The organism is Staphylococcus chromogenes, assembly GCF_029024625.1.
GTDB classification, from domain to species: domain Bacteria; phylum Bacillota; class Bacilli; order Staphylococcales; family Staphylococcaceae; genus Staphylococcus; species Staphylococcus chromogenes.
On the sequence record NZ_CP118953.1, the window covers coordinates 820,753 to 845,720 of the forward strand.

Sequence of the window (24,968 nt, forward strand, 5' to 3'; positions counted from 1 at the left end):
TAACCTAAATACGAAAGGATACTACATTTATGTTTAAAAATGTTAAAGATTTTGGTGCAAAAACGAAAAATAAATGGAAAGATACGATTGGGATTCAACGTGCATTAACGAAAGTAGCACAACACGGGGGTGGCACTGTCTTCATTCCTAATGGAGAATACCATATTGCAAAGGCTTTAAAAATATATCATAATACTAAATTGAAACTTGATCCAGAAGCGATTTTATTACGTAAAGGAAAAGATGCATTACTGAAGAATGGTTCGAGTCGTAAAAAATATTACCGTTATGAAGGGAATGGCCATATAAAAATAGAAGGGGGCACCTTCGATATGAACGGTAATGAATACCCTTATAACAATACAGCGATGTGTCTTGGACATGCACGTGAAGTAGAAGTGGCTCACGTGACTTTCAAAAATATTGTAGGGGGTCATGGAATTGATGCTTGTGGATTGGATGGTGTGCACATCCATGACTGTCAGTTTTTAGGTTTTGCAGATTATGTTGGAGATCGTTCTTTTTCAGAAGCGATTCAACTAGATTTATTTGTAGAAGGTGCATTTCCTAAATTTGGCATTAATGATGGCACAATTACTAAAAATGTAGTTATTGAAAGATGTTACTTCGGAAATTCTGGCGAAGGGGCGATGGGGCCTTGGAATCGCGCTATAGGCTCGCATGCAAGTCGCCTATTTCATTTTTATGAAAATATAGTTATTCAAGATAATGTTTTCGAAGCGACGAAAGACTACGCATTAACACCGTTAAAAGCAAAAAATGTATACATTGTCAACAATACCTTCAAGAATTGTGCAGGTGCACTGAGATATCTAGGTGTTTATAAGGGGAAAAATATGTATTCATTTGATGGACGTATCGAAGGTAAAGAAGGCGGCAAGGGTCTCATTTTTATGAATAATAGAGTCGAAAATGTATCTCATCAAGATACATTGCACATTAGAAGTCATAAAGAGGCACCCCATCAACATATCGAAATTTTAAATAACGTATTTATAGGTACGATGAGTCCTATTCAATTAACGGCAATTGACCATGTCGCACTATTTAAAAATGAAAATTTACCGGAACTACGTCAACAAAGTGTTAATGACTTAAGATGTGATGCGTAGTTTAAAATGATAGGTTGTGCTTTTCCTAATATTTCTAATAAAAGAATTCTTTTAGCACCTATAGATATGATATAGAAAAAAGTTGAATTAAAAGCCATCAAAATTTACACGTAGATAAATTTTGATGGCTATTTTAATAAAGAAAATTGATGTCGCATAGATGATTATACTTAGTCACGTTTAGAAAGTACCCCAAACGGACTATAATGAAGAGCACTTTATAGACAGTCTTTTGAATTAATTGAATCTCCCTAAATGACGAATTTCAAAATCAAGTGTTTCAAGAATTGTCGTGATTTTTTTCATCGTCATCTCATCGGGATATTCCGCTTGCACATAAAAACGGTATCTCCCTAATTGCGTTTTTAATGGGCGAGATTCAATCCAACTTAAATTGACGTTAAATAATGCAAAAGTGTTTAAGATACTAGCCAGTAGGCCAGGTTGATCTCGTGAAGGCGTAATCAATAACAAGCATTGTGTCCCTTCCTCCAAAGGCATTTCGTCATTTGATAACACTAAAAACCTTGTGACATTATGTGGATAATCTTCAATATTCTGTGCTAGGGCAGTAAAACCATAGGCTTCACCGCTTCCTTTAGGCGCAATTGCTGCAGTGGATGCATCAATAAACTGTAAGGATTCAACCGTACTTTGTGTATACGAATAATGAAGTTGGTGTTGATGAATAAATTTTTGAGTTTGACTTATTGCCGGCGCAATTGAACGTACTTCTTGAATTTCATCTATGGAAGTTCCCTTTGCACCATACAATGAAAATTCAATGTCAAGATGCACTTCTTGAATGACGGTAAAAGGATATTCTACTAAACTATCTGCCACCACATTAATCGTTCCTTCGATTGCATTTTCAATGGGTACGATGGCACGTGATGAAGCATCTGATTTAAGTGCTGTAATGACTTCATATAGGTTTTCTTTTGGGATAAAACTTTCATCATTCGTGTTATATTTTAATGCAGCCAGATAAGAAAAAGTGCCTTTAGGTCCTAAGTAATATAATGTCATAACGTCACCTCAAAATTGTGATTTCTTCTCATTTTACACAATTTTAGTGAAAAGGACAGCCTCCCGAGGTGTTTTGTTTATAATAAAAATTGGTTTCTCGCATTGTATTATCATAGCCGTGATGATAGTTGGCAGTTAAAGTTGGAGAAAGCGGTGGTGCTAACCATGACCATTTACCTGTCACCGTTCGTCCATGTTCGTGTTCGGCTGCCTCGAATTTTTCAAATTGTTTAGCAGCTGTCAGATGATCAACCATTGAAACACCAGCGTCTTTAAAAGATTGATAAACCGCATCGTTTATTTCAACAACGACACGATCTTTATTAAATGAACTGTTGCGTAATTGAGTGAAGTTCATGGCTTCTGCTAAGGGTTCTAACAAATTATAACGATAAGTATCTAAGAAATTACGAACAGCAATTTCATTTACCATGTACCATCCATTAAAAGGGGCAGTAGGATACGTGATACCTCCAATTTTTAAATCCATATTTGAAATAATAGGTACGGCATACCATTTCAATTGAAGTTGCTCAACTTTTGGATATGCATGATGGTGAATGGGAACTTCTAAAATTAATGATTTAGGATAATCGTAATATTTGATTTTATCTCCAGGTAGTTGATAAATAAGGGGTAAAATATCAAAATCAGTTTGATTACTACGCCAACCTAAATGTTCTGCAAGTTGTGTTACTTTTCTTTCTGAAGGATCTCCTTTAGTTTCATAACCTGCATAGCGAATAAGTTGATTGTTATATATCTTAGGTGTCGAGTCAAAGATAGAGCCGAAAATTGTAATGTATGGCACAATTTTGCCGTCATTTGTTGCCGCTTCGATGTGGTGTGTAATGGCGTTTAAAAAAGAGGATTCATCTTGTATGTCACGCGCATCTTGAACTTTTAAGTTTTCCCAAAACAGTCTTCCTATACAACGGTTAGAGTTTCGCCATGCTAGCCTTGCCCCATAGGTCAATTCCTCAGTTGTATGTCTGTAAAAGCCTTTTTCTTTGATTTCTTGTTTCACTTCATTTAAACGGTGTTCCAGTTGATGGGGTTGTTGATTTGTTTCTTCGTAATATTGCGTTATAAAGGATATTGCTTCTTTTAACATCGTACCACCTCAATATAGATTATAATGTATAAATGAAATATCTATTGAAAATTTGTGCGAATTGTCATATTTTTGTCGATGTTCTAAATAAATGATGGAAAACACGACCTAAAAGTGTTATATCATAGAGATATACCTTTGAAGGATGAGGAGAAATAATATGTATCAATATAATGATGATAGTTTAATGTTGCATAATGATTTATATCAAATAAACATGGCAGAATCCTATTGGAACGATGGTATACATGAACGTACAGCCGTCTTTGATTTATATTTCAGGAAAATGCCATTTGAAAGCGGATATGCTGTATTTAATGGCTTGAAAAGAGCCATTGCTTTCATTGAGAATTTTCATTTTACTGACACTGATATCGCATATTTAAAAGATATTGGGTACCAAAAGGACTTTTTAGATTATTTAAAACAACTCAAATTTACGGGACATATTCGTGCCATGCAAGAAGGAGAATTATGCTTTGGCAATGAGCCATTAATGCGTGTAGAAGCGCCACTCATTCAAGCTCAATTAGTTGAAACTGCTTTGTTGAATATTATCAATTTCCAAACGCTGATTACGACAAAAGCAAGTCGCATCAAACAAGTCGCGCCTCAGGATACTTTAATGGAATTTGGTACACGTCGTGCCCACGAATTAGATGCTGCCGTATGGGGGGCTCGTGCAGCGATTATTGGTGGGTTTGATTCAACAAGTAATGTGAGAGCGGGCAAACTATTTAATATTCCAGTTTCTGGAACACATGCCCATGCGTTTGTGCAAACTTATGGTGATGAGTATATTGCATTTAAAAAATATGCAGAACGACATAAAAATTGCGTCTTCCTAGTTGACACATTCCATACACTCAAATCTGGCGTGCCGAATGCGATTCGAGTAGCTAAAGAATTGGGTGATCAAATTAATTTTATTGGTATTAGATTAGATTCAGGGGACATTGCCTATTTATCAAAAGAAGCACGTAAAATGCTTGATGAAGCTGGTTTTCCAGACGCTAAGATTATTGCTTCAAATGACCTTGATGAAGAAACGATTTCAAGTTTGAAAGCCCAAGGAGCAGCAGTCGATAGTTGGGGTGTGGGTACTAAATTAATTACAGCCTATCAACAACCCGCACTTGGAGCAGTTTATAAAATGGTTGCAGTTGAAGATGAAAATGGAGAACTTGTTGACCGTATTAAACTTTCAAACAATGCAGAAAAAGTGACGACACCTGGGAAAAAGCGTGTGTACCGAATTATAAATACGAAGACAAATAAATCAGAAGGAGATTATATTGCTTTAGAAAATGAAAATCCTCAAGATGAGAAAAAACTTAAAATGTTCCATCCTATCCATACTTATAAGATGAAGTATATTAAAAACTTTAAAGCGATTGACTTACATCAAGATATATTTATCAATGGGAAATGCGTCTATGAATTACCAAATGAAGCGGCCTCTCAACGATTTTTACAAGATAATTTAGAGCTATTATGGGAAGAAAATAAACGTTATCTTAATCCTGAAGAATATCCGGTTGATTTAAGTACGTTATGTTGGGAAAATAAACAACGACGCATCTTTGAAGTTGCCGAACATGTTAAAGAGATGGAGGAAGAACATGAATAATATGCAGGAAATTATCGTCAATGAAATGAAAGTTCAACCTGAAATCGATGTAAAAGAAACGATTGAGGAGATCAAATATTTTATTAAATCGTATGTCACTTCTCATTCATTTATTCAAACCCTCGTATTAGGGATTTCTGGAGGGCAAGATTCAACATTAGTCGGTAAATTAGCTCAAATGGCAGTGAACGAATTAAATGAAAATGGAGATAAGCACTATCAATTTATCGCTGTGAAATTACCTTATGGTGTTCAACGTGATGCTGATGAGGTAGAAGAAGCCCTAAAATTTATTCAGCCTGATCAAACAATTACAGTCAATATAAAAGCGGCGGTAGATCAAAGTGTCGCTTCATTAAAAGAGGCAGGTATAGCGTTAACGGATTTTCAAAAAGGCAATGAAAAAGCACGTGAAAGAATGAAAGTGCAGTTTTCTATCGCAGCGAATTTGAGTGGTATTGTACTCGGAACAGACCATTCCGCAGAAAATGTTACAGGTTTTTATACAAAATATGGAGATGGCGCTGCAGATATTGCACCTATATTTGGCTTAAATAAACGTCAAGGACGTGAATTATTAAAATATCTCGATGCACCTCAGCAATTATACGAAAAAATTCCGACTGCAGATTTAGAAGATAATCAACCCCAATTACCAGATGAAGTGGCATTAGGCGTCACTTATGATGAAATCGATGATTATTTAGAAGGTAAAACTATCTCATCTACAGCATCTGAAAAAATTGAAGCCTTATTTATCAAAAATGCACATAAAAGAGAACTGGCTTATACACGATTCACATGGCCAAAATAAAAGTTTTTAATGACAATTTAATCTATTCTTGATACAATGAGCTAAATTTTGATGAAGTGAGGTTCAATATGAGTGTAATCAATGATAATCCATTGTTAATGGTGTTAGCGATATTTTTAATTAATGTTGCGTACGTGACTGCATTAACAATGCGTCTTATCTTAACATTAAAAGGCTACAGATATTATGCAGCTGCATTAAGCTTTGTAGAAGTGCTTGTGTACGTCATTGGTCTTGGAATGGTGATGTCTGGTTTAGATCAAATACAAAACGTCATCGCTTATGCATTCGGATTTTCTATAGGGATTATCGTAGGTATGAAAATCGAAGAAAAACTAGCATTAGGGTACTCTGTTGTTAATGTAACGACTGCAGATTATGAATTAGATATTCCGAGACAATTAAGAGATTTAGGATATGGCGTCACCCACTTTGCGGCTCATGGTCGTGATGGAGATCGACTGGTGATGCAAATATTAACGCCAAAACGTTATGAATTAAAGCTGATGGACACGATTAAAGCGCTTGATCCAAAAGCATTTATCATCGCTTATGAACCCCGTAATATTCACGGTGGGTTCTGGGTAAAAGGTGTGCGCAGTAAAAAAGTAAAGGCGTATGATACAGATGAAATTTAAAGTTGAGGACGGCGAAACTATACAAGATTGTCTTAACCGCATGAAACAACAAGGCTATGTTCCAATCAAACGATTTGAAAAACCTGTATTTGTAGAACAAGAAGATGGACGTGTTGAAGTGCTAAAACAAGATATTATCTTTACAGGCAAGAAAATAAATCCATTGTAAGCGCAGAAGAAAAGGCGTTGTCATGATGAAAGTCATTGGCAACGCCTTTTTGCGAATATTAAGCATGTTATATTTATAAATGTTCGTATTTATACACTTGTAATGATAGAGAAATTTGCGTAATTCTAAATTTTTGCATTGATTCCGAACTATTTATCTGTTTATATAGATAATGTACATACATTACTTGTTTGCTATAATGTGATTAAATAGGAACAAGTAATAAAGAGTAAGCATATTCAATAAAAGTTAGGAGATTCTATAATGATTGAACGTTATTCAAGACAAGAAATGTCAAATATTTGGACAGACCAAAATCGATATGAAGCATGGTTAGAAGTTGAGATCTTAGCTTGTGAAGCATGGAGTGAACTAGGTTATATCCCTAAAGAAGATGTAAAAAAAATTCGTGCAAATGCAAAAGTAGATGTTGATCGTGCAAAAGAAATTGAATTAGAAACGCGTCATGATGTCGTTGCGTTTACAAGACAAGTTTCTGAAACTTTAGGCGAAGAACGTAAATGGGTGCATTACGGTTTAACCTCCACAGATGTCGTAGATACTGCATTAAGTTATCAAGTTAAACAAGCAAATGCAATAATTGAAAAAGATTTAGAACGCTTTATTGAAGTGCTTGCGAATAAAGCGCAACAATACAAATATACGCTTATGATGGGGCGTACACATGGCGTCCATGCTGAACCAACTACTTTTGGTTTGAAAATGGCACTTTGGTATGCTGAAATGAAACGTAATTTTGAACGCTTCAAACGTGTACGCGAAGAAATCGAAGTCGGTAAAATGAGTGGCGCGGTAGGTACTTTCGCAAATATCCCACCAGAAATTGAAGCATATGTATGTAAACATCTTGGTATTGGTATAGCGCCAATTTCAACACAAACGCTTCAAAGAGACCGTCATGCATACTATATTGCGACATTGAGCTTAATTGCCACTTCACTAGAAAAGTTTGCTGTGGAAATTAGAAATTTACAAAAAACAGAAACACGTGAAGTAGAAGAGGCGTTTGCTAAAGGTCAAAAAGGCTCCTCAGCGATGCCGCACAAACGTAATCCTATCGGTTCGGAAAATATTACAGGTATTGCGCGTGTAATTCGTGGTTATATTACGACAGCCTACGAAAATGTCGCTTTATGGCATGAACGTGATATTTCACATTCGTCAGCCGAGAGAATCATGTTACCTGACGTGACAATTGCATTAGATTATGCGCTAAATCGTTTTACAAATATCGTCGACCGCTTAACGGTATACGAAGAAAACATGACTGAAAATATGAATAAAACATTCGGTTTGATTTATTCTCAACGTGTGTTACTTGCGCTCATCGATAAGGGAATGGTTCGTGAGGAAGCTTATGACCTTGTCCAACCGAAAGCAATGGAATCTTGGGCATCGAAAACACCTTTTAGAGAACTTGTTGAAAGTGATACAAAAATTACTGAAAAATTATCGGAAGAAGAGCTAAATGCATGTTTTGACCCTAGACATCACTTAAATCAAGTTGATACAATATTTGAAAGAGTAGGTTTAGCATAAAATACTACACTTTAATGTATTAATTCGTTAAAATATCCTTAAACATAAAAATATAGGGGTTGTATACCATGCAAATTGAAAAGTTACGTGGACAAGCATTAAATGAGTTATTTGATGCAATATTAACATTAGAAACACGCGAGGAATGTTATCAATTTTTTGATGATTTGTGTACGGTGAATGAACTTCAATCACTATCACAACGTTTACAAGTAGCAAAGATGATCAAACAAGGATACACCTATGCTACAATTGAGGCGGAATCAGGTGCCTCCACTGCAACGATATCTCGCGTTAAGCGTTCATTACAATGGGGAAACGATGCATATACGATGATTTTAGAACGTATGGATATTGAAACGAAACAATAATACAATAAGTTTTTAGCAAGCGTAGAGTTGAGCATGAAGGTGCTCTATTTACGCTTGTTTTTTATGTTTCATTATATTCAAATTACATGGGTGAACCTTAGAATATCCACTTTAAAAATGGTATAATATAGGTCATGATATTTAAAGGAGTATTCGGTAATGTATGATATAAAAGAATGGCGTCATGTCTTTAAATTAGATCCAGCTAAACCCATTTCAGATGCAGATTTGGAAAAGCTATGTATGTCCAATACAGATGCAATTATCATAGGAGGAACTGATAATGTAACAGAAGATAATGTCTTGCATTTAATGAGTCGCGTAAGGCGTTATCCGTTACCACTCGCACTTGAAATTTCTAATATAGAGAGTACAGTTCCTGGTTTTGATTTTTATTTTGTCCCTACTGTTATGAACAGTAAGGAGGTAAAATTTCATAATGGCTTATTACATGAAGCCTTAAAAGCCTACGGTCATATGATTCATTTTGAAGAAATGGTATTTGAAGGGTATGTGGTTTTAAATCCTAATAGTAAAGTGGCACAACATACACATGCGCATACAGAACTTTCAACAGAAGATATTGAAGCTTATGCACAAATGGCGAATGAAATGTATCGATTTCCGGTATTTTACTTGGAGTATAGCGGACAATTAGGGGACCCTGAAGTCGTGCGAGCAGCGCAATCATACCTTACCACAACACAATTGTTTTATGGTGGTGGCATTGACAGTTTAGCGCACGCCATTCAATTTGCGGAAATTGCTGATACGATTGTCGTCGGCAATTTAATCTATGAAGATATTAAAAAAGCAATTCAAACGACTAAAATAAAGGAGAGAACATAATGAATCCATTAGTGAAACATATGAATACGGAACAAAGTGAAGCGGTACGTACGACTGAGGGGCCGCTTTTAATTATGGCGGGCGCAGGATCTGGTAAAACGCGTGTGCTCACTCATCGCATTGCGTATTTATTAGATGAAAAAGAGGTTTCTCCTTATCATATTTTAGCCATAACGTTTACGAATAAAGCGGCGAGAGAAATGAAAGAACGTGTGCAAGCATTAGTAGGGGAAGAAGCAGAAGTTATTTGGATGTCGACTTTTCACTCTATGTGTGTAAGAATTCTTCGACGCGATGCTGACCGTATAGGAATTGAACGTAATTTTACCATCATTGATCCTACAGATCAAAAATCGGTCATTAAAGATGTTTTAAAACGAGAAAATATTGATCCTAAACGCTATGAACCCCGCATGTTTATTGGTGCGATTAGTAACTTGAAAAATGAATTGAAAACACCAGAAGATGCACTTACAGAAGCACATGATTTTTATACACAAATGGTCGCTAAAGTGTATGAGGGGTATCAAAAACAATTGTTGCGAAATCAAGCGCTCGATTTTGACGATTTAATTATGACAACAATTAAACTTTTTGAACGTGTGCCAGAGGTATTAGATTATTACCAAAACAAATTTCAATACATACATGTGGATGAGTATCAAGATACCAATAAAGCACAATATACACTTGTAAATCTTATGGCACAAAAATTTAAAAATCTGTGCGTGGTCGGAGATTCCGATCAATCGATTTATGGATGGCGCGGGGCAGATATTCAAAATATATTATCTTTTGAAGAGGACTACCCGAACGCTAAAACAATCTTTTTAGAACAAAATTATCGTTCAACTAAGACCATTTTAAATGCCGCGAACGAAGTTATTCGAAATAACACGGAACGAAAACCTAAAGGCTTGTGGACAGCAAATGACAGTGGTGAAAAGATAAAATATTACGAAGCATTTAGTGAACGAGATGAGTCAGAATACGTTGTACGAGAAATATTTAAACAGCAGAAAAAAGGTAGAAAGTTGAAAGATATTGCGGTTTTATACCGTACAAACGCGCAATCCCGTGTTCTTGAAGAAACATTTTTAAAATCCAATGTTCCGTATGTGATGGTTGGAGGACAAAAGTTCTATGATCGTAAAGAAATCAAAGATCTTTTAAGTTATTTACGCTTAATTGCGAATAGTGCGGATGATATTAGTCTCCAACGCATTATCAATGTTCCTAAACGTGGCATTGGACCTTCATCAGTGGATAAAATTGCAACTTATGCAGCAAATAATGATATTAGTATGTTCGAAGCACTCGCTGAAATAGACTTTATAGGACTATCAAAAAAAGTAACCCAAGCGGCTGCAGAATTTTATCAATTAATTAATCATTTAATGAAAGAACAAGAGTTTTTAGAAATTAGTGAGATTGTGGACGAAGTTTTAGAGAAATCTGGATATCGCGAAATGCTCGAACGTGAACAGACTTTAGAAGCGCGTAGTCGATTAGAAAACATTGATGAATTTATGTCAGTCCCTAAAGATTACGAAAAAAACACTCCAATAGAAGAACAATCTTTGATTAACTTTTTAACAGATTTATCTCTTGTGGCTGATGTTGATGAAGCGAATCTCGAAGATGGCGTCACATTGATGACAATGCACTCAGCTAAAGGATTAGAATATCCAGTTGTATTTATTATTGGTATGGAAGAATCTATTTTTCCACATGTTCGTGCCATTAAGAGCGATGATGACCACGAAATGGAAGAAGAGCGCCGTATTAGTTATGTGGCCATTACACGTGCGGAAGAAGAACTCTATTTAACCCATGCGTCCTCACGTACATTGTTTGGACGTCAACAATCCAATCCTAAATCAAGATTTTTAAATGAGATTCCAGAAGATTTACTTGAACTGCCTGAACGTCAAAAACCAACGTCAATTGGACAGAAACGTCAAACGCCGAAGAGAGGTTTTAGCAAACGAACAGTGGTGAATAACAAAACGACTTCATCTGAGTGGAAAGTTGGAGACAAAGTTACACATAAAACTTGGGGAGAGGGTATGGTCTCAAATGTGAACGAAAAAAATGGTTCAGTTGAGCTGGACATTATATTTAAATCACAAGGGCCTAAACGTTTATTAGCCCAATTTGCCCCTATTGAAAAGAAGGAGGACGAATAGATGTCGGATTTGTCTAAACGCGTAAAAGTTTTGCATGAACTTTTACATCAATATAATTACGAATACCATGTAAAGGACAATCCAAGTGTTCCTGATAGTGAATATGACAAGCTTTTACATGAACTTATCGATATCGAAACACAACATCCGGAACTTAAAACTGCTGATTCACCTACCGTACGTGTAGGTGGAGAAGCACAATCCTCTTTTGAAAAAGTACGTCATGAAACACCTATGCTTAGTCTCTCTAATGCATTTAATGAAGATGATTTACGTCGTTTTGACCAACGCGTACGCGAAGCAGTAGGTGAAGTGTCGTACATGTGTGAGCTTAAAATAGATGGTCTCGCGGTTTCCTTAAAATATGAGAATGGGCGCCTAGTTCAAGGGTTAACACGTGGTGACGGCACAACTGGAGAAGATATAACAGAAAACTTAAAAACGATTCATGCGATTCCATTAACCCTCAAACAACCGATATCATTTGAAGTTCGTGGGGAAGCCTACATGCCAAGAAAATCATTCATGAAACTCAATGAGGAGAAGGAAAAGAAAGGGGAAGCCCCTTTTGCTAATCCTCGAAATGCTGCAGCAGGATCTTTACGCCAACTTGATTCAAAACTTGCGGCAGCGAGAAAGTTAGACATCTTTTTGTATAGTATTAATGATTTTACTGAGCTTGATGCCACATCACAAAGTGAAGCACTCACAGAGCTTGATGAACTTGGTTTTAAAACCAATCCGGAACGCATCATCGCCAAAACAATCGATGATGTACTTGACTATATTGCACATTGGACAACGTCACGTGATGCATTAAGTTATGATATCGATGGTATTGTAATTAAAGTCAATGCAATTGAGCATCAAGAAGAAATGGGATTTACGCAAAAATCGCCGAGATGGGCCATTGCGTATAAGTTTCCTGCTGAAGAAGTGGTCACGACATTACTCGATATTGAACTGAGTATTGGTCGGACAGGAGTCGTCACGCCAACCGCTGTCTTAGAACCCGTGCATGTCGCAGGAACCACTGTTTCAAGAGCTTCATTACATAATGAAGATTTAATACATGAACGTGATATTCGCATTGGGGATGAGGTCGTTGTTAAAAAAGCAGGCGACATTATTCCTGAAGTCGTGCGCGTGATATTAGATCGTCGTCCGGAAAATACAGAAAAGTATCATATGCCGACACACTGTCCAAGTTGTGGTCATGAGTTAGTACGAATCGAAGGTGAAGTTGCCCTTCGTTGTATCAATCCAAAGTGCCAAGCTCAACTCATAGAGGGACTCAAACATTTTGTCTCAAGACAAGCAATGAATATCGATGGATTAGGTACTAAAATTATTGAGCAATTGTATTATCACGAATTGATTAAAGATGTGGCTGACATTTTTTATTTAAAAAAAGAGGATTTATTACCTCTTGAGCGTATGGGTGAGAAAAAAGTCGATAACCTTATGCAAGCTATTGAAAATGCCAAATCACAATCTTTAGAACATTTGTTATTTGGACTAGGAATCCGTCATTTAGGTGTTAAAGCGAGTCGGGTACTTGCTGAAAAATATGAAACGATAGATCGTCTCATGCAAGTCACAGAAAATGAGCTTGTTGAGATATATGATGTTGGTGAAAAACTTGCCCAATCATTTGTCACATATATGGGCAATGAAGACATTCGTACGTTAATCGATAAATTGAAAACACAACAAGTCAATATGAACTATACGGGTCAAAAAACTTCTCAAATTGAAGGTCATCCTGAGTTTCAAGGCAAAACAATAGTATTAACGGGTAAGTTAGAACAAATGACGCGTAATGAAGCCTCTGAATGGTTGCAACGTCAAGGCGCTAAAGTCACAAGTAGCGTCACTAAGTCAACAGACCTCGTGATAGCAGGGAAAGACGCCGGCTCAAAATTAACAAAAGCAACCTCATTAGGAACGACGATTTGGAATGAACAAGAATTTGTAAATAAGCAAAAAGAAATCGGTGAATAAGGAGATAGCCTATGAAGAAAAGAACTTTAGTTATTGTAGGACTTTCACTTGTACTCGTAGGATGTGGCCCAGACGATAATGAACCATCATCGTCGAAAGAAAATACATCCACTCAAAACGATGTGAAACAAATCGCAACCGACAAAAATGTGCAAGGAGACAATTACCGAACAATTTTGCCATTTAAAGAGAGTCAAGCACGGGGGCTGACACAAGAAAATATGGCCAATACGTATAACGGTGAAGATTTTGAAACGGGTTTATTAAATATAAGTAAACAAGTGTTTCCTACAGATGATTACTTATATCAAGATGGACAATTTTTAGATAAGAAAACCATTCAAGCCTATTTAGAGCCTAAGTTAACAAAAAGTGAACTTGATGAAATGAGCGATAAAGAGAAAGAAGAGCGTAAAGCAACCGAAAATTTAGGCCTTAACCCTTCTGTTCATGGCGAAACTGATGAAGAAAAAATTGCTAAAAATTCACCGCAAGTGCTTTCTAATATATTAGAACAAAACTTTTACGATAATGGAGATACAAGTGGTAAAAAATTAAAAGGGATGACGATTGGTCTCGCAATGAATCAAGTGTATTACTATCAAAAAGAAAAGTACGGTGAGACTTTTAGCGTTGACTTAGATAAGAAAAAAGTTGAAAAACAAGGTCAAGAAATGGCAGAAGAAATGTTGTCACGTCTTCGAGAAAATGAAAAATTAAAAGATATTCCGATTACTTTTGCGATTTATATGCAATCCGGAAAAGATCAAATTACACCTGGCGCATTTGTCAGTTATGCGACCTCTGAAGAAAATGGAGAAGCATTAAAAGAGTGGAATACGGTGAACGAACAAACTGTACTTGTTCCATCAGGTGAAGCGGCGGACTTAAATGAACAATTTAATTCTAACTTCCGTGATTTTAATCATAGTTTACAATCTTATTTTACTAATTTTACTCAAGCTGTAGGTAAAGCCAAATTTAAAGATAAAAAGTTACAATCCCTCACAGTTGATTTGCCGATTGATTATTATGGTAAAGCCGAATTAATAGGTATTACACAGTATGTGACACAGCTTGCTGAAAAAGATTTTGGTGATGTTGAAGAATATGAAATTCATATTAAAGATGGTAATGAGTCACGTGCTTTAATTACTAAAACCAAAGACGATAAAGAGCCGAAAGTTCATATATATAACAATTAAGCGTTTCTTTTTCAGATATTAGCGTAAACTTACAGTGAATATAAATATAGCCATCAAAATTTAGTCTTAGATAAATTTTGATGGCTTTCTATTTATAGATTATTCATTTAATTTTAAACGTCGTTTCACTTCGTTCATTTCATCAATCACATACGTATCTGGTTTCTTCGTGAACTTAGACACAATTAATGTGACGAGTAAACTTACAATAAAGCCTGGTACGATTTCATATAAAGTGAAGAACTCATATTTTTCACCGAGTGGATGTGCAAATACGATCCATAAAATAACTGTTAACGCACCTGCAACCATTCCACTGATGGCACCTGTACGTGTAAGACCTTTCCAATAAAGCGTCAATATCACGAGAGGACCAAAGGAAGCGCCGAAACCAGCCCAAGCATTACCCACTAAATTTAAGATTGTATCATTAGGTGACCATGCAATAGCAATCGCGACAATCGCTACTAATATAACAGATAAACGGCCCACTAATACAAACTCTTTTTCGTGTTTTTCGGTATTTGCTTTATCACCACGAATCAGTTTATAAAAATCTTCTGTTAGCGAACTTGAAGTAACAAGTAATTGTGATGAAATAGTACTCATAATAGCCGCTAAAATGGCAGCTAACAAGAAACCACCTACAAGGGGATGAAATAATATTTGTCCCATTAATACGAAAAGTGTCTCTGGATCTTTAATTTCTACGCCTTGAGCAGGAACAAACGCGATACCTAATAATCCCACTAAGACAGCACCAATCAGTCCTACTGCCATCCATGTAATTCCTATACGTCTCGTAAACGGAAATAATTTGATAGATTTAATCGACATAAAGCGGACTAAAATATGGGGTTGTCCAAAATATCCCAATCCCCATGCAAAAAATGAAATAATACCAATCACTGTCGTCCCTTTAAAAAGATCTAAATTTGTAGGTTTTAATTCAGCAACGGTATGGAAAGTGTCTAGTCCATTTAGTTTTAACATAACGACGATCGGTACCATAATCATTGCGATAAGCATAATAACACCTTGGAAAAAGTCAGTAATGGATACTGCTAAATAACCACCAAAGAAAGTATAAGCAATAACAATGACCGCAACTAACAATAATCCTAAACGGTAATCTAGACCAAAAGCACTATCAAATAATTTACCTCCGGATACAAAGCCGGCATGTGTATATAAAGTAAAGAAAACAACAATGATACCACCAGAGATAATCTTGATGAGATTTGATTTATCATCTAATCGGTTTTTGAAAAAATCAGGTAATGTTATCGCATCACCCGCAATTTCTGTGTGAAGTCGTAATCTAGGTGCAACAAGTAAATAGTTAATCCATGCACCGAGCGTTAAACCGATAGAGAGCCACGCGGCAGAAAGACCTGTGGAGTAGACTTCACCCGGCAACCCCATAATCATCCAACCACTCATGTCGGATGCACCGGCTGAAAGTGCAGTAACCCATGGTCCAATATTTCGACCGCCTAACATATATTCACTCAAATTACTGGTTGCTTGTTTGTAGCCATAATAGCCAATACCTAGCAATATAATGAAATATAAGGCAATCATGATGTATGTTTGCCAATCTGGATTGACTTGACTCGATAATGTAGACCCAAAAATATACATAATTATCCCCCTTTTTTGTTACATTAATTAATTATACAGAAATATCTCTGGAAGAAAAGTGTAAATTTATTTGAATTTTCTATAAAGTACATCAAAATATTTTATAATCGAGATGGTAACTGCAAATAGATGTAAGAAAATAAGAACAATAGAAGAAAGGATTTAATGTTTGATACATTTTTATGCAAAAAATCATCATATTAATGTATGGTTTTTCCAATTTTATATAGATGTGTAACATGTAGGGGATATAGATTTTAAATAAGACATGAAAACGTGTAATGAAGAGAGAAGATTTTTTTAGAGATTATGTTTAATAGACATAGAACAATGAAAAAGGGATTGTGGATGAGAGTATGACTGAACTTAAGATTCACTTCCAATAGTCATTGCATTGTTTCAAAAAATTTAATTAAGATATTGAGTGATATAGCTATGCTAAGAACCCAAGTCTATCCATTTCAGAGGTTTAAACCATTTGTAAACCGAATATGGACAGAAAAAACTTAGATTTTTACCATGAAATTTGGTACAATTTTAAGATAAAAGAGTATTTTTAAGGAGGCTAAATAAACATGACTGAAATTACACAGGAACAAGTGGCACATATTGCGAATCTTGCACGTTTGAATGTTACAGATGAAGAATCTAAATCTATGCAAGAAACCCTCGCAGGTGTGTTGAATTTTTGTCATCAAATTGATTCAGTAGATACAGAAAATGTAAGACCTACAAATCACGTTTTAGATTTGCAAAATGTTTTAAGAGATGATGTAGCTACAAAAGGGTTACCACAAGAAAAAGCATTAGCAAATGCAAAAGAAGTAGAAGCAGGACAGTTTAAAGTCCCAGCAGTGATGAATGGGGAGGACGCATAAAATGAGCATCCGTTATGAATCAGTTGAGAATTTACAAAAATTAATTAAAGAAAATAAAATTAAGCCTTCAGAAATTGTAAAAGACATTTATGATGCGATTGAAGAAACTGATCCGCAAATCAAATCATTTTTGGCATTAGACAAAGAAAATGCAATTAAAAAAGCCGAAGAACTTGATAAAAAACAAGCTGCTGGTGAAATTGAAGGCAAATTGTTTGGTATTCCAATGGGAATCAAAGATAACATTATTACTGAGGGACTTGAAACGACATGTGCAAGTAAAATGTTAGAAGGTTTCGTCCCTATTTATGAATCTACAGTAATGAAAAAACTCCATGCGGAAAATGGAATTTTAATTGGGAAAGTCAATCTAGATGAGTTTGCGATGGGTGGCTCAACAGAAACGTCTTATTTCAAAAAGACTGTAAATCCATTTGACCATGCTGCTGTTCCTGGAGGTTCTTCAGGTGGTTCAGCTGCTGCTGTAGCCGCTGGATTAGTGCCATTTACACTTGGTACAGATACGGGTGGCTCAATTCGTCAACCCGCTGCTTACTGTGGTGTAGTAGGTTTAAAACCGACGTATGGTCGTGTGTCCCGTTTTGGTCTTGTTGCTTTCGCATCATCACTAGACCAAATTGGACCATTAACGCGTAATGTTAAAGATAACGCGATTGTATTAGAAGCCATCAGTGGCGAAGATGAAATGGATTCCACAAGTGCACCAGGTGTGGATACTGATTTTACTGCAGATATTGGTAAAGACATCAAAGATATGAAAATCGCACTCCCTAAAGAATATATCGGTGAAGGTGTAGATGAGGAAATTAAACAATCTGTACTTAAAGCTGTTGAAACATTTAAATCTTTAGGTGCAATTGTTGAAGAAGTGTCACTTCTACGTACAGCCTATGGTATTCCATCATATTATGTAATCTCCTCTGCAGAAGCGTCTTCAAACTTAGCGCGTTTTGATGGTATTCGTTATGGTTATCATTCAAAAGAAGCGAACAATTTAGAAGAACTTTATAAACTATCACGTAGCGAAGGATTTGGTGAAGAGGTTAAACGTCGTATCTTCTTAGGTACATACGTATTAAGTTCTGGTTATTATGATGCTTACTATAAAAAAGCACAAAAAGTAAGAACATTAATTAAAAACGATTTTGAAAATGTATTTGAAGACTATGATGTAGTTCTTGGACCGACAACTCCAACTGTTGCTTTTGATTTAGGTTCAGAAATTAATGATCCTTTAACAATGTATGCAAACGATTTATTAACAACACCGGTCAACTTAGCAGGATTACCAGGTATTTCTATTCCATGTGGATTAGCAGAAAATGGTCGACCAATCGGTTTACAATTAATTGGTAAACCATTTGATGAAAAAACGTTATATCGTATGGCATATCAATTTGAAACGCAATTCAATTTACATGATCATTATCAAAAATTATAAGGAGTGGCAGTAAATGCATTTTGAAACCGTTATTGGACTAGAAGTCCACGTAGAATTGAAAACTGATTCGAAAATGTTCTCTAGCGCACCTGTTGCATATGGTGCAGAGCCTAATACGAATACAACTGTAATTGATTTAGGTTACCCTGGAGTATTACCGACTGTGAACCGCCGTGCTGTAGACTGGTCTATGCGTGCAGCGATGGCTTTAAATATGGAAATTGCGACAGAGTCAAAATTTGACCGTAAAAACTACTTCTATCCAGATAATCCAAAAGCGTATCAAATTTCGCAACTTGATCAACCTATTGGTGAGCATGGATATATTGATATCGAAGTGAATGGTGAAACGAAACGTATCGGTATTACACGTCTTCACATGGAAGAAGATGCTGGGAAATCTACGCATAAAGATGGCTATTCTCTCGTTGACTTAAACCGACAAGGAACACCATTAGTTGAAATTGTATCAGAACCTGATATGCGCTCACCTGAAGAAGCTTATGCTTATTTAGAAAAATTACGCGCAATTATTCAATATACTGGCGTTTCAGACGGGAAAATGGAAGAAGGTTCACTCCGTTGTGATGCCAATATTTCATTACGTCCCTATGGTCAAAAAGAATTCGGTACAAAAGCTGAATTGAAAAACTTAAACTCATTTAATAATGTCAGAAAAGGTTTAGAATATGAGGTCAAACGCCAAGCAGAAGAATTGCTAAATGGTGGAGAAATTCTACAAGAGACACGCCGTTTTGATGAATCTACAGGGAAAACCATTTTAATGCGTGTTAAAGAAGCCTCAGATGATTATCGTTACTTCCCAGAGCCAGACATCGTTCCATTATATATCGATGAGGAATGGAAAGCGCGTGTCCGTCAAACTATTCCGGAATTACCAGATGCACGTAAAGAGAAATATGTAAAAGAGTACGGTCTCCCAGAATATGATGCCCATGTTTTAACTTTAACTAAAGAAATGTCTGACTTCTTTGAGGCTGCTGTCTCTGAAGGCGCAGATGTTAAGATGACATCGAACTGGTTAATGGGTGGCGTTAACGAATACTTGAACAAAAATCAAATCGAGCTACAAGACACAGGTTTAACGCCTGAAAACTTAGCAGGAATGATTAAGTTAATTGAAGATGGTACAATGAGCAGTAAAATTGCGAAGAAAGTTTTCCCTGAATTAGCGAAAAATGGTGGGGATGCGAAACAAATCATGAAAGACAAAGGGCTCGTACAAATTTCTGATGAAAGTGCCATTTTAGAATTTGTCCGTCAAGCCATTGAGCAAAACCCACAATCTGTAGAAGATTATAAAAATGGTAAGGGCAAAGCGATGGGCTTTTTAGTAGGTCAAATCATGAAACTTTCAAAAGGCCAAGCCAACCCTCAACTTGCGAATAAATTATTAAAAGAAGAATTAGACAAAGCCTAATTTATTATCGCTAATCCCGTATCAGTAATGATGGATTAGGACTAACATTGAGGGGGTGAGACATTTTTGTCACACCTCCTTCAATGTTATATTGAGATAATGATTTATGAATCCATTGAATGATGACGCGCAGTATTAGCATTTAGTTCATCTATTGAGAGATAGGTTGAGACAAGGTTAACCTCTGAATTAAACATGCGCATCAGAAGTAATACATAATGTAAATAACTTTTAATACGAGTCAAGTTCCTATAATATAAATGTGAGTATACAAAAATTGAGGGATCTATATGAGAAAACGTGCGAGAATTATTTATAATCCGACGTCTGGGAAAGAGTTGTTTAAAAAAGCATTACCAGATGTTTTAATCAAATTAGAACAAGCCGGTTATGAAACAAGTGCTTATGCAACGCAAAAAATTGGAGATGCGACAGAAGAGGCGGCCCGCGCCATTGATCGTAATTACGATCTTCTGATTGTGGCAGGCGGAGACGGGACACTCAATGAGGTGGTGAATGGGATTGCAGAAAAACCCAACCGTCCTAAACTCGGTCTGATTCCAATGGGGACGGTGAATGACTTTGGACGCGCACTCCATTTACCTAATGATATTATGGAAGCAGTGGATGTTATTATCCAAGGTAAAACTGTACAAGTCGACATTGGAAAAATGAATAGTCGGTATTTTATCAATTTAGCAGGTGGCGGTAAACCGACGGAAGTTTCATATGAAGCGCCAAGTAAACTCAAATCAATGATTGGATCATTTGCGTACTATGTCAAAGGATTTGAAATGTTGCCTCAAATGCATGCAGTAGATGTACGCATCGAATATGATGATCAAGTATTTGAAGGCGAAATCATGTTATTTTTATTAGGTTTAACGAACTCAATGGCAGGATTCGAAAAACTTGTTCCAGATGCTAAACTTGACGATGGGAACTTTACGTTGCTCATCGTTGAAAAATCAAATTTGGCTGAAATGGGCCATATTATGACTTTAGCTTCTCGAGGGGAACATATTCATCATCCTAAGGTACATTACTATAAGGCGCAATCTGTAAATATTTCATCTTATAGTGATATGGCATTAAATGTAGATGGAGAATATGGTGGCCAATTGCCTGCTAACTTTTTAAATTTAGTACGTCATATCGAAGTTTTTTCTCAATCACAAGAAGAAAATGACTTATTAATAGACAAACCAAAACAATCTGAATAATAGGGAGAAGATTAGCAACTCTATCTGAATTTGCTAATCGACTCCCTACAATTTTGAAAAATTTTAAGGCATGGAAAAGGGGGGATTTTAATGACAGTTGTTCAAAAAAATCAAGTATTAGAAGGCGAAGTCATGGACTTAACACATGAAGGGCATGGCGTCATCAAAGTAAACGCTTATCCTATTTTTGTTCCTCACGCTTTAATAGGGGAACGTATCCAATATAAAATTATAAAAGTAAAAAAGAATTTTGCCATTGGCAAATTAATTGAAATATATAAAGAGAGTGACGCACGTGAAGTACCTCCATGTGAGTATTATGCTAAATGTGGAGGATGTCAGCTTCAACATTTAAATTATACGGCGCAATTAGAAATGAAGCGAAATCAAGTAGTCAATCTCTTTCATCGAAAAGGCAAAATGCCAAACGTAGCTATAGAGAATACAGTGGGGATGGACAATCCTTGGTTTTATCGAAATAAATCACAAATCCCAGTTGGCGGCCAAACAGATCACGTTGAAATGGGCTATTATCGCCAACGAAGTCATGACATTATAAATATGGACAAGTGCTTAATTCAATATGAAGCACATAATGAAATCATGAATGCAGTACGTCAATTACTCAATCACTATCACATTCCTCCATATGATGAACGACAACAATCAGGACTCGTACGTCACATTGTGTTAAGAAAAGGCTTCTATACCAATGAAATCATGGTTGTTTTTGTGTTAAACGGGACATCACTGCCGCATCAAAAGGAGATTATTCAAAATTTAACAGGTGCATTTCCTCAAATTAAAAGTATAAAAATCAATATAAATCAAGCACATTCCAATGTTATTATGGGTAAACAAAGTAAAACTGTTTACGGTAACTCGACGATTAAGGATACACAAGGGGATTTAACATTTAAAATTAATGATCAATCTTTCTATCAAATTAATGTCCCTCAAACGCAAAAACTATACGATATTGCTGTAAGGGAGGCAGGATTAACTGGAAATGAGGTCGTCTTGGATGCCTATTGTGGAATAGGCACAATTGCGTTAGCGATGGCGCCAAACGCCCAACATGTCTATGGGGTTGAAGTCGTTCCTGAAGCCATTGAGGATGCAAAAACAAACGCCGAATTGAATGGATTACGCAATACCACATTTGTTGCCGGTGCAGCGGAGGACGTCATTTTAGAATGGCAAAAACAAGGGATTCAACCTGATGTTGTCACAGTAGATCCCCCAAGAAAAGGGTGTGATAGCACCTTTATTGAAACACTTAAACAATTGCAACCCCAAAAAATTGTTTACGTCTCGTGTAATCCGAGCACACAACTGAGAGATGTGCAGTTATTATTAGAGCACTACGAATTGGTTAAGGTTACACCCGTGGACATGTTCCCACATACAACACATGTTGAAACTGTCGCTTTGTTAAAACGTAAAGATATCTAATAAGGAGGGATAGGATGGATAAACAGCATGTTTTGATTCAAACGCGCATGGGGAAGGTGAAAGGCCTTGAAAATGCTAAAACACAAAAATTTCTAGGAATTCGCTACGCCTATGCGGCACGTTATGAAGCGCCGCAACCTTATCATTATGAAACAGAAGAAATAGACGCAACACAACATGCGCCGATTGCATGGCAAAGCCATTCTCAATTTGAATCTTTTTACTTAGGCACGGAGTATGATACGATTCAACAAACGGAATTTCCTCATTATTTATCCATCACTCGTCCAAAAGAAAAACAACAATTACTCCCTGTGATGGTTTGGATACACGGGGGCTCATTTGTTAATGGCAGTGGGGAAAATCCTGAATATGACCCATCACCGTTAGTGATACAAGAGAATGTGATTGTCGTTAATTTAAGTTATCGCCTCGGTGTGTTAGGTTTTTTACGTAATCAACAAGGTGAATTAGCCAATTTAGGACTACTAGATCAAATTGAAGCGTTAAAGTGGATTCAGTCTCATATAGAAGATTTTGGGGGAGACCCATCGAATATTACAATTTTCGGTCAATCTGCAGGGGGTGAATCTGTTCGTGCACTTATGCTCGCTGAAGGCACTGAACACTTATTCCATCGGGCGATTATTCAAAGTGCACCTCTTGGTTTAATGAAAGGGAGAGACCCGATGACACGTTATATGCTAGATCATCTTAAAAATTTAGCATTGGATGCAGATATTGCGCAAATAAAGGCACTACAAACTCAGCTTACATCACATAATAAGGGGAAAGGTTTAACTAAATTGATGCCTTTTGGGCCAAATTATGGGATTTATCCATTACCTAAAGAAAAAGAAATTCCACAAATACTCAAACAACGTGCGAAACACTATGATTTACTGATTGGTCACACGAAACGCGAGGTTAATGTATTTATTTACATGAATAACTTTTATCGCAAATTAAGTGAAATGCCTATATTCAAATGGTTCATTTCAGGTGTTGTTTATGGATTGACCCAAATCATTTATGCAAAGCCTTCTTATGCTTTTTATAAAGCATACAAGAAGAATAAAGGAAATGCCTATTTTTATCAATTTAATTGGCTAACCCGTGATTACTTTTTTGCTGCAGGGCATAGTTCGGAACTTGCATTATTATTTGATGTTGCGCCCTATATGAAATCACCGTTATATGCTCAATTGTCTGAAGAAAAGATTGTCTCGTCAGGTCAAACAATGAAAAAAGTATGGGGTGATTTTGCAAAAACAGGTACGATTCAAATCCCTACAAATAGTAATATACTGGACATTAAATCTTCCTCTCAGACTAAAAGATGATGCCTACGCACTACTTTAAATACTAAAAATTCGCTATAATAAAGCCAAGCCTTATGCGTAAGAGGGTGATTTTTTGTACACGTTAGATTTATTTGATAATTCGAAGGTGTTAAAACGCCTATTATTATCAGAATTTATTGTTTCACTTGTCTTCATCGTTTTGAGTTACAAGTGGTCTATGGCATTAACGGTGTTAAACGAAAAAAACATTTTTGCGAATGTTATCGTAGGTTTATGTGGTTTATGTATTTTAATTATTATTCATGAATGTTTACGTGCTATATTATTTAAATTATTATATAAATCCTCAAAACCAAAAATACAATTTAAATCGGGAATTCTAATTCAATATTTGCCAAATATTCAAATGAGTCGAATGACATTTACAACAATTATGCTGCTGCCAATTATTGTGATTAATATGTTGCTTTTTATCTCTTTTATTAATATGACGAATACATATATCATATTCGTGTTTGCTTTTCATATGGGTTATTCAACGCTAGCCTTATATCTCTCTTTTTTAGCCGTGAGTAACAAAAATGTGCAAACGATTGAAATGACTGATATTGGATTAACATTACGAAGTGATACGTCGAAATGAAACCGTTTTAACGAGGTCAACGGTAAATTAAAGGGACCTAGGCAAATGAATATACATGGAACCATAAAAAGGGGCTTGGACGAGACATGTTCAAGTCTCTTCTTATTGTCTAAAGTGATAATTTTTAAATGAAGTCATTTTGATCCTATACTCGAGTTAAATTCTCTATAATAATAAAAGAACTTCAATATAAAAGGGTTAAAAAGTGAAATG

Annotated in this window: 21 protein-coding genes; 18 read left to right on the forward strand and 3 right to left on the reverse strand. The window is 36.0% G+C overall.

Annotation, left to right across the window (positions count from 1 at the left end; genetic code table 11):
• Positions 1-29 precede the first annotated feature (29 nt).
• A complete protein-coding gene (locus tag PYW36_RS03890; RefSeq protein WP_103158758.1) occupies positions 30-1,133 on the forward strand; it encodes a glycosyl hydrolase family 28-related protein in 1,104 nt (367 codons plus the stop codon).
• A 237-nt stretch (positions 1,134-1,370) separates the two neighbouring features.
• Here PYW36_RS03890 and PYW36_RS03895 read toward each other — a convergent pair whose 3' ends face one another.
• Together PYW36_RS03895 and PYW36_RS03900 are read right to left on the reverse strand one after the other, a co-directional pair.
• The gene (locus PYW36_RS03895) at positions 1,371-2,162 is read right to left on the reverse strand and encodes a prephenate dehydratase (protein WP_037575723.1); all 792 of its coding nucleotides are present in this window, start codon (positions 2,160-2,162) and stop codon (positions 1,371-1,373) included.
• Positions 2,163-2,205: 43 nt separating this feature from the next.
• A complete protein-coding gene (locus PYW36_RS03900) occupies positions 2,206-3,276 on the reverse strand; it encodes a nitric oxide synthase oxygenase (RefSeq protein WP_103158759.1) in 1,071 nt (356 codons plus the stop codon).
• Positions 3,277-3,436: 160 nt separating this feature from the next.
• Here PYW36_RS03900 and PYW36_RS03905 point away from each other — a divergent pair, with 160 nt between their 5' ends.
• From PYW36_RS03905 to PYW36_RS03950, 10 genes are all read left to right on the forward strand, one after another.
• Positions 3,437-4,906, forward strand: a complete 1,470-nt coding sequence (locus PYW36_RS03905) for a nicotinate phosphoribosyltransferase (protein ID WP_037575729.1) — start codon at positions 3,437-3,439, stop codon at positions 4,904-4,906.
• A complete protein-coding gene (gene nadE / locus PYW36_RS03910) occupies positions 4,899-5,720 on the forward strand; it encodes an NAD(+) synthase (protein WP_037575731.1) in 822 nt (273 codons plus the stop codon). The genes PYW36_RS03905 and nadE overlap by 8 nt, the downstream gene beginning before the upstream one ends.
• 68 nt (positions 5,721-5,788) lie before the next feature.
• Positions 5,789-6,358, forward strand: a complete 570-nt coding sequence (locus PYW36_RS03915) for a DUF2179 domain-containing protein (protein WP_037575734.1) — start codon at positions 5,789-5,791, stop codon at positions 6,356-6,358.
• Entirely contained in the window at positions 6,348-6,527 is a 180-nt protein-coding gene (locus tag PYW36_RS03920) for an NETI motif-containing protein (protein WP_037575736.1), read from the forward strand. Before PYW36_RS03915 ends, PYW36_RS03920 begins: the two co-directional genes overlap by 11 nt.
• Positions 6,528-6,791: 264 nt before the next feature.
• Positions 6,792-8,087 (forward strand): adenylosuccinate lyase, encoded by a 1,296-nt coding sequence (gene purB, locus PYW36_RS03925; RefSeq protein WP_103159498.1) that lies wholly within the window; start codon positions 6,792-6,794, stop codon positions 8,085-8,087.
• A gap of 68 nt (positions 8,088-8,155) precedes the next feature.
• Complete coding sequence (locus PYW36_RS03930) at positions 8,156-8,458, forward strand: YerC/YecD family TrpR-related protein (protein ID WP_037575741.1); 303 nt, start codon at positions 8,156-8,158, stop codon at positions 8,456-8,458.
• Positions 8,459-8,617: 159 nt separating this feature from the next.
• Entirely contained in the window at positions 8,618-9,307 is a 690-nt protein-coding gene (gene pcrB / locus PYW36_RS03935; protein WP_037575743.1) for a heptaprenylglyceryl phosphate synthase, read from the forward strand.
• Positions 9,307-11,496 carry a DNA helicase PcrA gene (gene pcrA, locus PYW36_RS03940; RefSeq protein ID WP_103159497.1) on the forward strand — a complete coding sequence of 730 codons (2,190 nt, stop codon included), beginning with the start codon at positions 9,307-9,309 and terminating at the stop codon, positions 11,494-11,496. Before pcrB ends, pcrA begins: the two co-directional genes overlap by 1 nt.
• The gene (ligA, locus tag PYW36_RS03945; RefSeq protein WP_103159496.1) at positions 11,497-13,500 is read left to right on the forward strand and encodes an NAD-dependent DNA ligase LigA; all 2,004 of its coding nucleotides are present in this window, start codon (positions 11,497-11,499) and stop codon (positions 13,498-13,500) included.
• 11 nt (positions 13,501-13,511) lie between these two features.
• The gene (locus PYW36_RS03950; protein WP_037575752.1) at positions 13,512-14,705 is read left to right on the forward strand and encodes a CamS family sex pheromone protein; all 1,194 of its coding nucleotides are present in this window, start codon (positions 13,512-13,514) and stop codon (positions 14,703-14,705) included.
• Positions 14,706-14,804: 99 nt separating this feature from the next.
• Here the strand turns inward: PYW36_RS03950 and putP are convergent, their stop codons facing one another.
• Complete coding sequence (putP, locus tag PYW36_RS03955; protein WP_103159495.1) at positions 14,805-16,349, reverse strand: sodium/proline symporter PutP; 1,545 nt, start codon at positions 16,347-16,349, stop codon at positions 14,805-14,807.
• 575 nt (positions 16,350-16,924) lie between these two features.
• Here putP and gatC point away from each other — a divergent pair.
• From gatC to PYW36_RS03990, 7 genes are all read left to right on the forward strand, one after another.
• Positions 16,925-17,227 carry an Asp-tRNA(Asn)/Glu-tRNA(Gln) amidotransferase subunit GatC gene (gene gatC / locus PYW36_RS03960; protein ID WP_037575759.1) on the forward strand — a complete coding sequence of 101 codons (303 nt, stop codon included), beginning with the start codon at positions 16,925-16,927 and terminating at the stop codon, positions 17,225-17,227.
• A gap of 1 nt (position 17,228) precedes the next feature.
• Entirely contained in the window at positions 17,229-18,689 is a 1,461-nt protein-coding gene (gene gatA / locus PYW36_RS03965; protein WP_037575760.1) for an Asp-tRNA(Asn)/Glu-tRNA(Gln) amidotransferase subunit GatA, read from the forward strand.
• Between the two features lie 13 nt (positions 18,690-18,702).
• Entirely contained in the window at positions 18,703-20,130 is a 1,428-nt protein-coding gene (gatB, locus tag PYW36_RS03970) for an Asp-tRNA(Asn)/Glu-tRNA(Gln) amidotransferase subunit GatB (RefSeq protein WP_037575761.1), read from the forward strand.
• 290 nt (positions 20,131-20,420) lie between these two features.
• Complete coding sequence (locus PYW36_RS03975) at positions 20,421-21,353, forward strand: diacylglycerol kinase (RefSeq protein WP_103159027.1); 933 nt, start codon at positions 20,421-20,423, stop codon at positions 21,351-21,353.
• Positions 21,354-21,443: 90 nt separating this feature from the next.
• A complete protein-coding gene (gene rlmD, locus PYW36_RS03980) occupies positions 21,444-22,808 on the forward strand; it encodes a 23S rRNA (uracil(1939)-C(5))-methyltransferase RlmD (RefSeq protein WP_103159026.1) in 1,365 nt (454 codons plus the stop codon).
• A gap of 14 nt (positions 22,809-22,822) precedes the next feature.
• The gene (locus PYW36_RS03985) at positions 22,823-24,151 is read left to right on the forward strand and encodes a carboxylesterase family protein (RefSeq protein WP_103159025.1); all 1,329 of its coding nucleotides are present in this window, start codon (positions 22,823-22,825) and stop codon (positions 24,149-24,151) included.
• A 73-nt stretch (positions 24,152-24,224) separates the two neighbouring features.
• A complete protein-coding gene (locus tag PYW36_RS03990) occupies positions 24,225-24,755 on the forward strand; it encodes a DUF3267 domain-containing protein (protein ID WP_037575766.1) in 531 nt (176 codons plus the stop codon).
• The last annotated feature ends 213 nt before the right edge of the window (positions 24,756-24,968 follow it).

What these genes read in the sequence shown, in the direction of transcription:
- PYW36_RS03890 (WP_103158758.1), top strand. Translation starts at nt 30, where the DNA reads ATGTTTAAAAATGTTAAAGATTTTGGTGCAAAAACGAAAAATAAATGG.
- PYW36_RS03895 (WP_037575723.1), bottom strand. Translation starts at nt 2,162, where the DNA reads ATGACATTATATTACTTAGGACCTAAAGGCACTTTTTCTTATCTGGCT.
- PYW36_RS03900 (WP_103158759.1), bottom strand. Translation starts at nt 3,276, where the DNA reads ATGTTAAAAGAAGCAATATCCTTTATAACGCAATATTACGAAGAAACA.
- PYW36_RS03905 (WP_037575729.1), top strand. Translation starts at nt 3,437, where the DNA reads ATGTATCAATATAATGATGATAGTTTAATGTTGCATAATGATTTATAT.
- nadE (WP_037575731.1), top strand. Translation starts at nt 4,899, where the DNA reads ATGAATAATATGCAGGAAATTATCGTCAATGAAATGAAAGTTCAACCT.
- PYW36_RS03915 (WP_037575734.1), top strand. Translation starts at nt 5,789, where the DNA reads ATGAGTGTAATCAATGATAATCCATTGTTAATGGTGTTAGCGATATTT.
- PYW36_RS03920 (WP_037575736.1), top strand. Translation starts at nt 6,348, where the DNA reads ATGAAATTTAAAGTTGAGGACGGCGAAACTATACAAGATTGTCTTAAC.
- purB (WP_103159498.1), top strand. Translation starts at nt 6,792, where the DNA reads ATGATTGAACGTTATTCAAGACAAGAAATGTCAAATATTTGGACAGAC.
- PYW36_RS03930 (WP_037575741.1), top strand. Translation starts at nt 8,156, where the DNA reads ATGCAAATTGAAAAGTTACGTGGACAAGCATTAAATGAGTTATTTGAT.
- pcrB (WP_037575743.1), top strand. Translation starts at nt 8,618, where the DNA reads ATGTATGATATAAAAGAATGGCGTCATGTCTTTAAATTAGATCCAGCT.
- pcrA (WP_103159497.1), top strand. Translation starts at nt 9,307, where the DNA reads ATGAATCCATTAGTGAAACATATGAATACGGAACAAAGTGAAGCGGTA.
- ligA (WP_103159496.1), top strand. Translation starts at nt 11,497, where the DNA reads ATGTCGGATTTGTCTAAACGCGTAAAAGTTTTGCATGAACTTTTACAT.
- PYW36_RS03950 (WP_037575752.1), top strand. Translation starts at nt 13,512, where the DNA reads ATGAAGAAAAGAACTTTAGTTATTGTAGGACTTTCACTTGTACTCGTA.
- putP (WP_103159495.1), bottom strand. Translation starts at nt 16,349, where the DNA reads ATGTATATTTTTGGGTCTACATTATCGAGTCAAGTCAATCCAGATTGG.
- gatC (WP_037575759.1), top strand. Translation starts at nt 16,925, where the DNA reads ATGACTGAAATTACACAGGAACAAGTGGCACATATTGCGAATCTTGCA.
- gatA (WP_037575760.1), top strand. Translation starts at nt 17,229, where the DNA reads ATGAGCATCCGTTATGAATCAGTTGAGAATTTACAAAAATTAATTAAA.
- gatB (WP_037575761.1), top strand. Translation starts at nt 18,703, where the DNA reads ATGCATTTTGAAACCGTTATTGGACTAGAAGTCCACGTAGAATTGAAA.
- PYW36_RS03975 (WP_103159027.1), top strand. Translation starts at nt 20,421, where the DNA reads ATGAGAAAACGTGCGAGAATTATTTATAATCCGACGTCTGGGAAAGAG.
- rlmD (WP_103159026.1), top strand. Translation starts at nt 21,444, where the DNA reads ATGACAGTTGTTCAAAAAAATCAAGTATTAGAAGGCGAAGTCATGGAC.
- PYW36_RS03985 (WP_103159025.1), top strand. Translation starts at nt 22,823, where the DNA reads ATGGATAAACAGCATGTTTTGATTCAAACGCGCATGGGGAAGGTGAAA.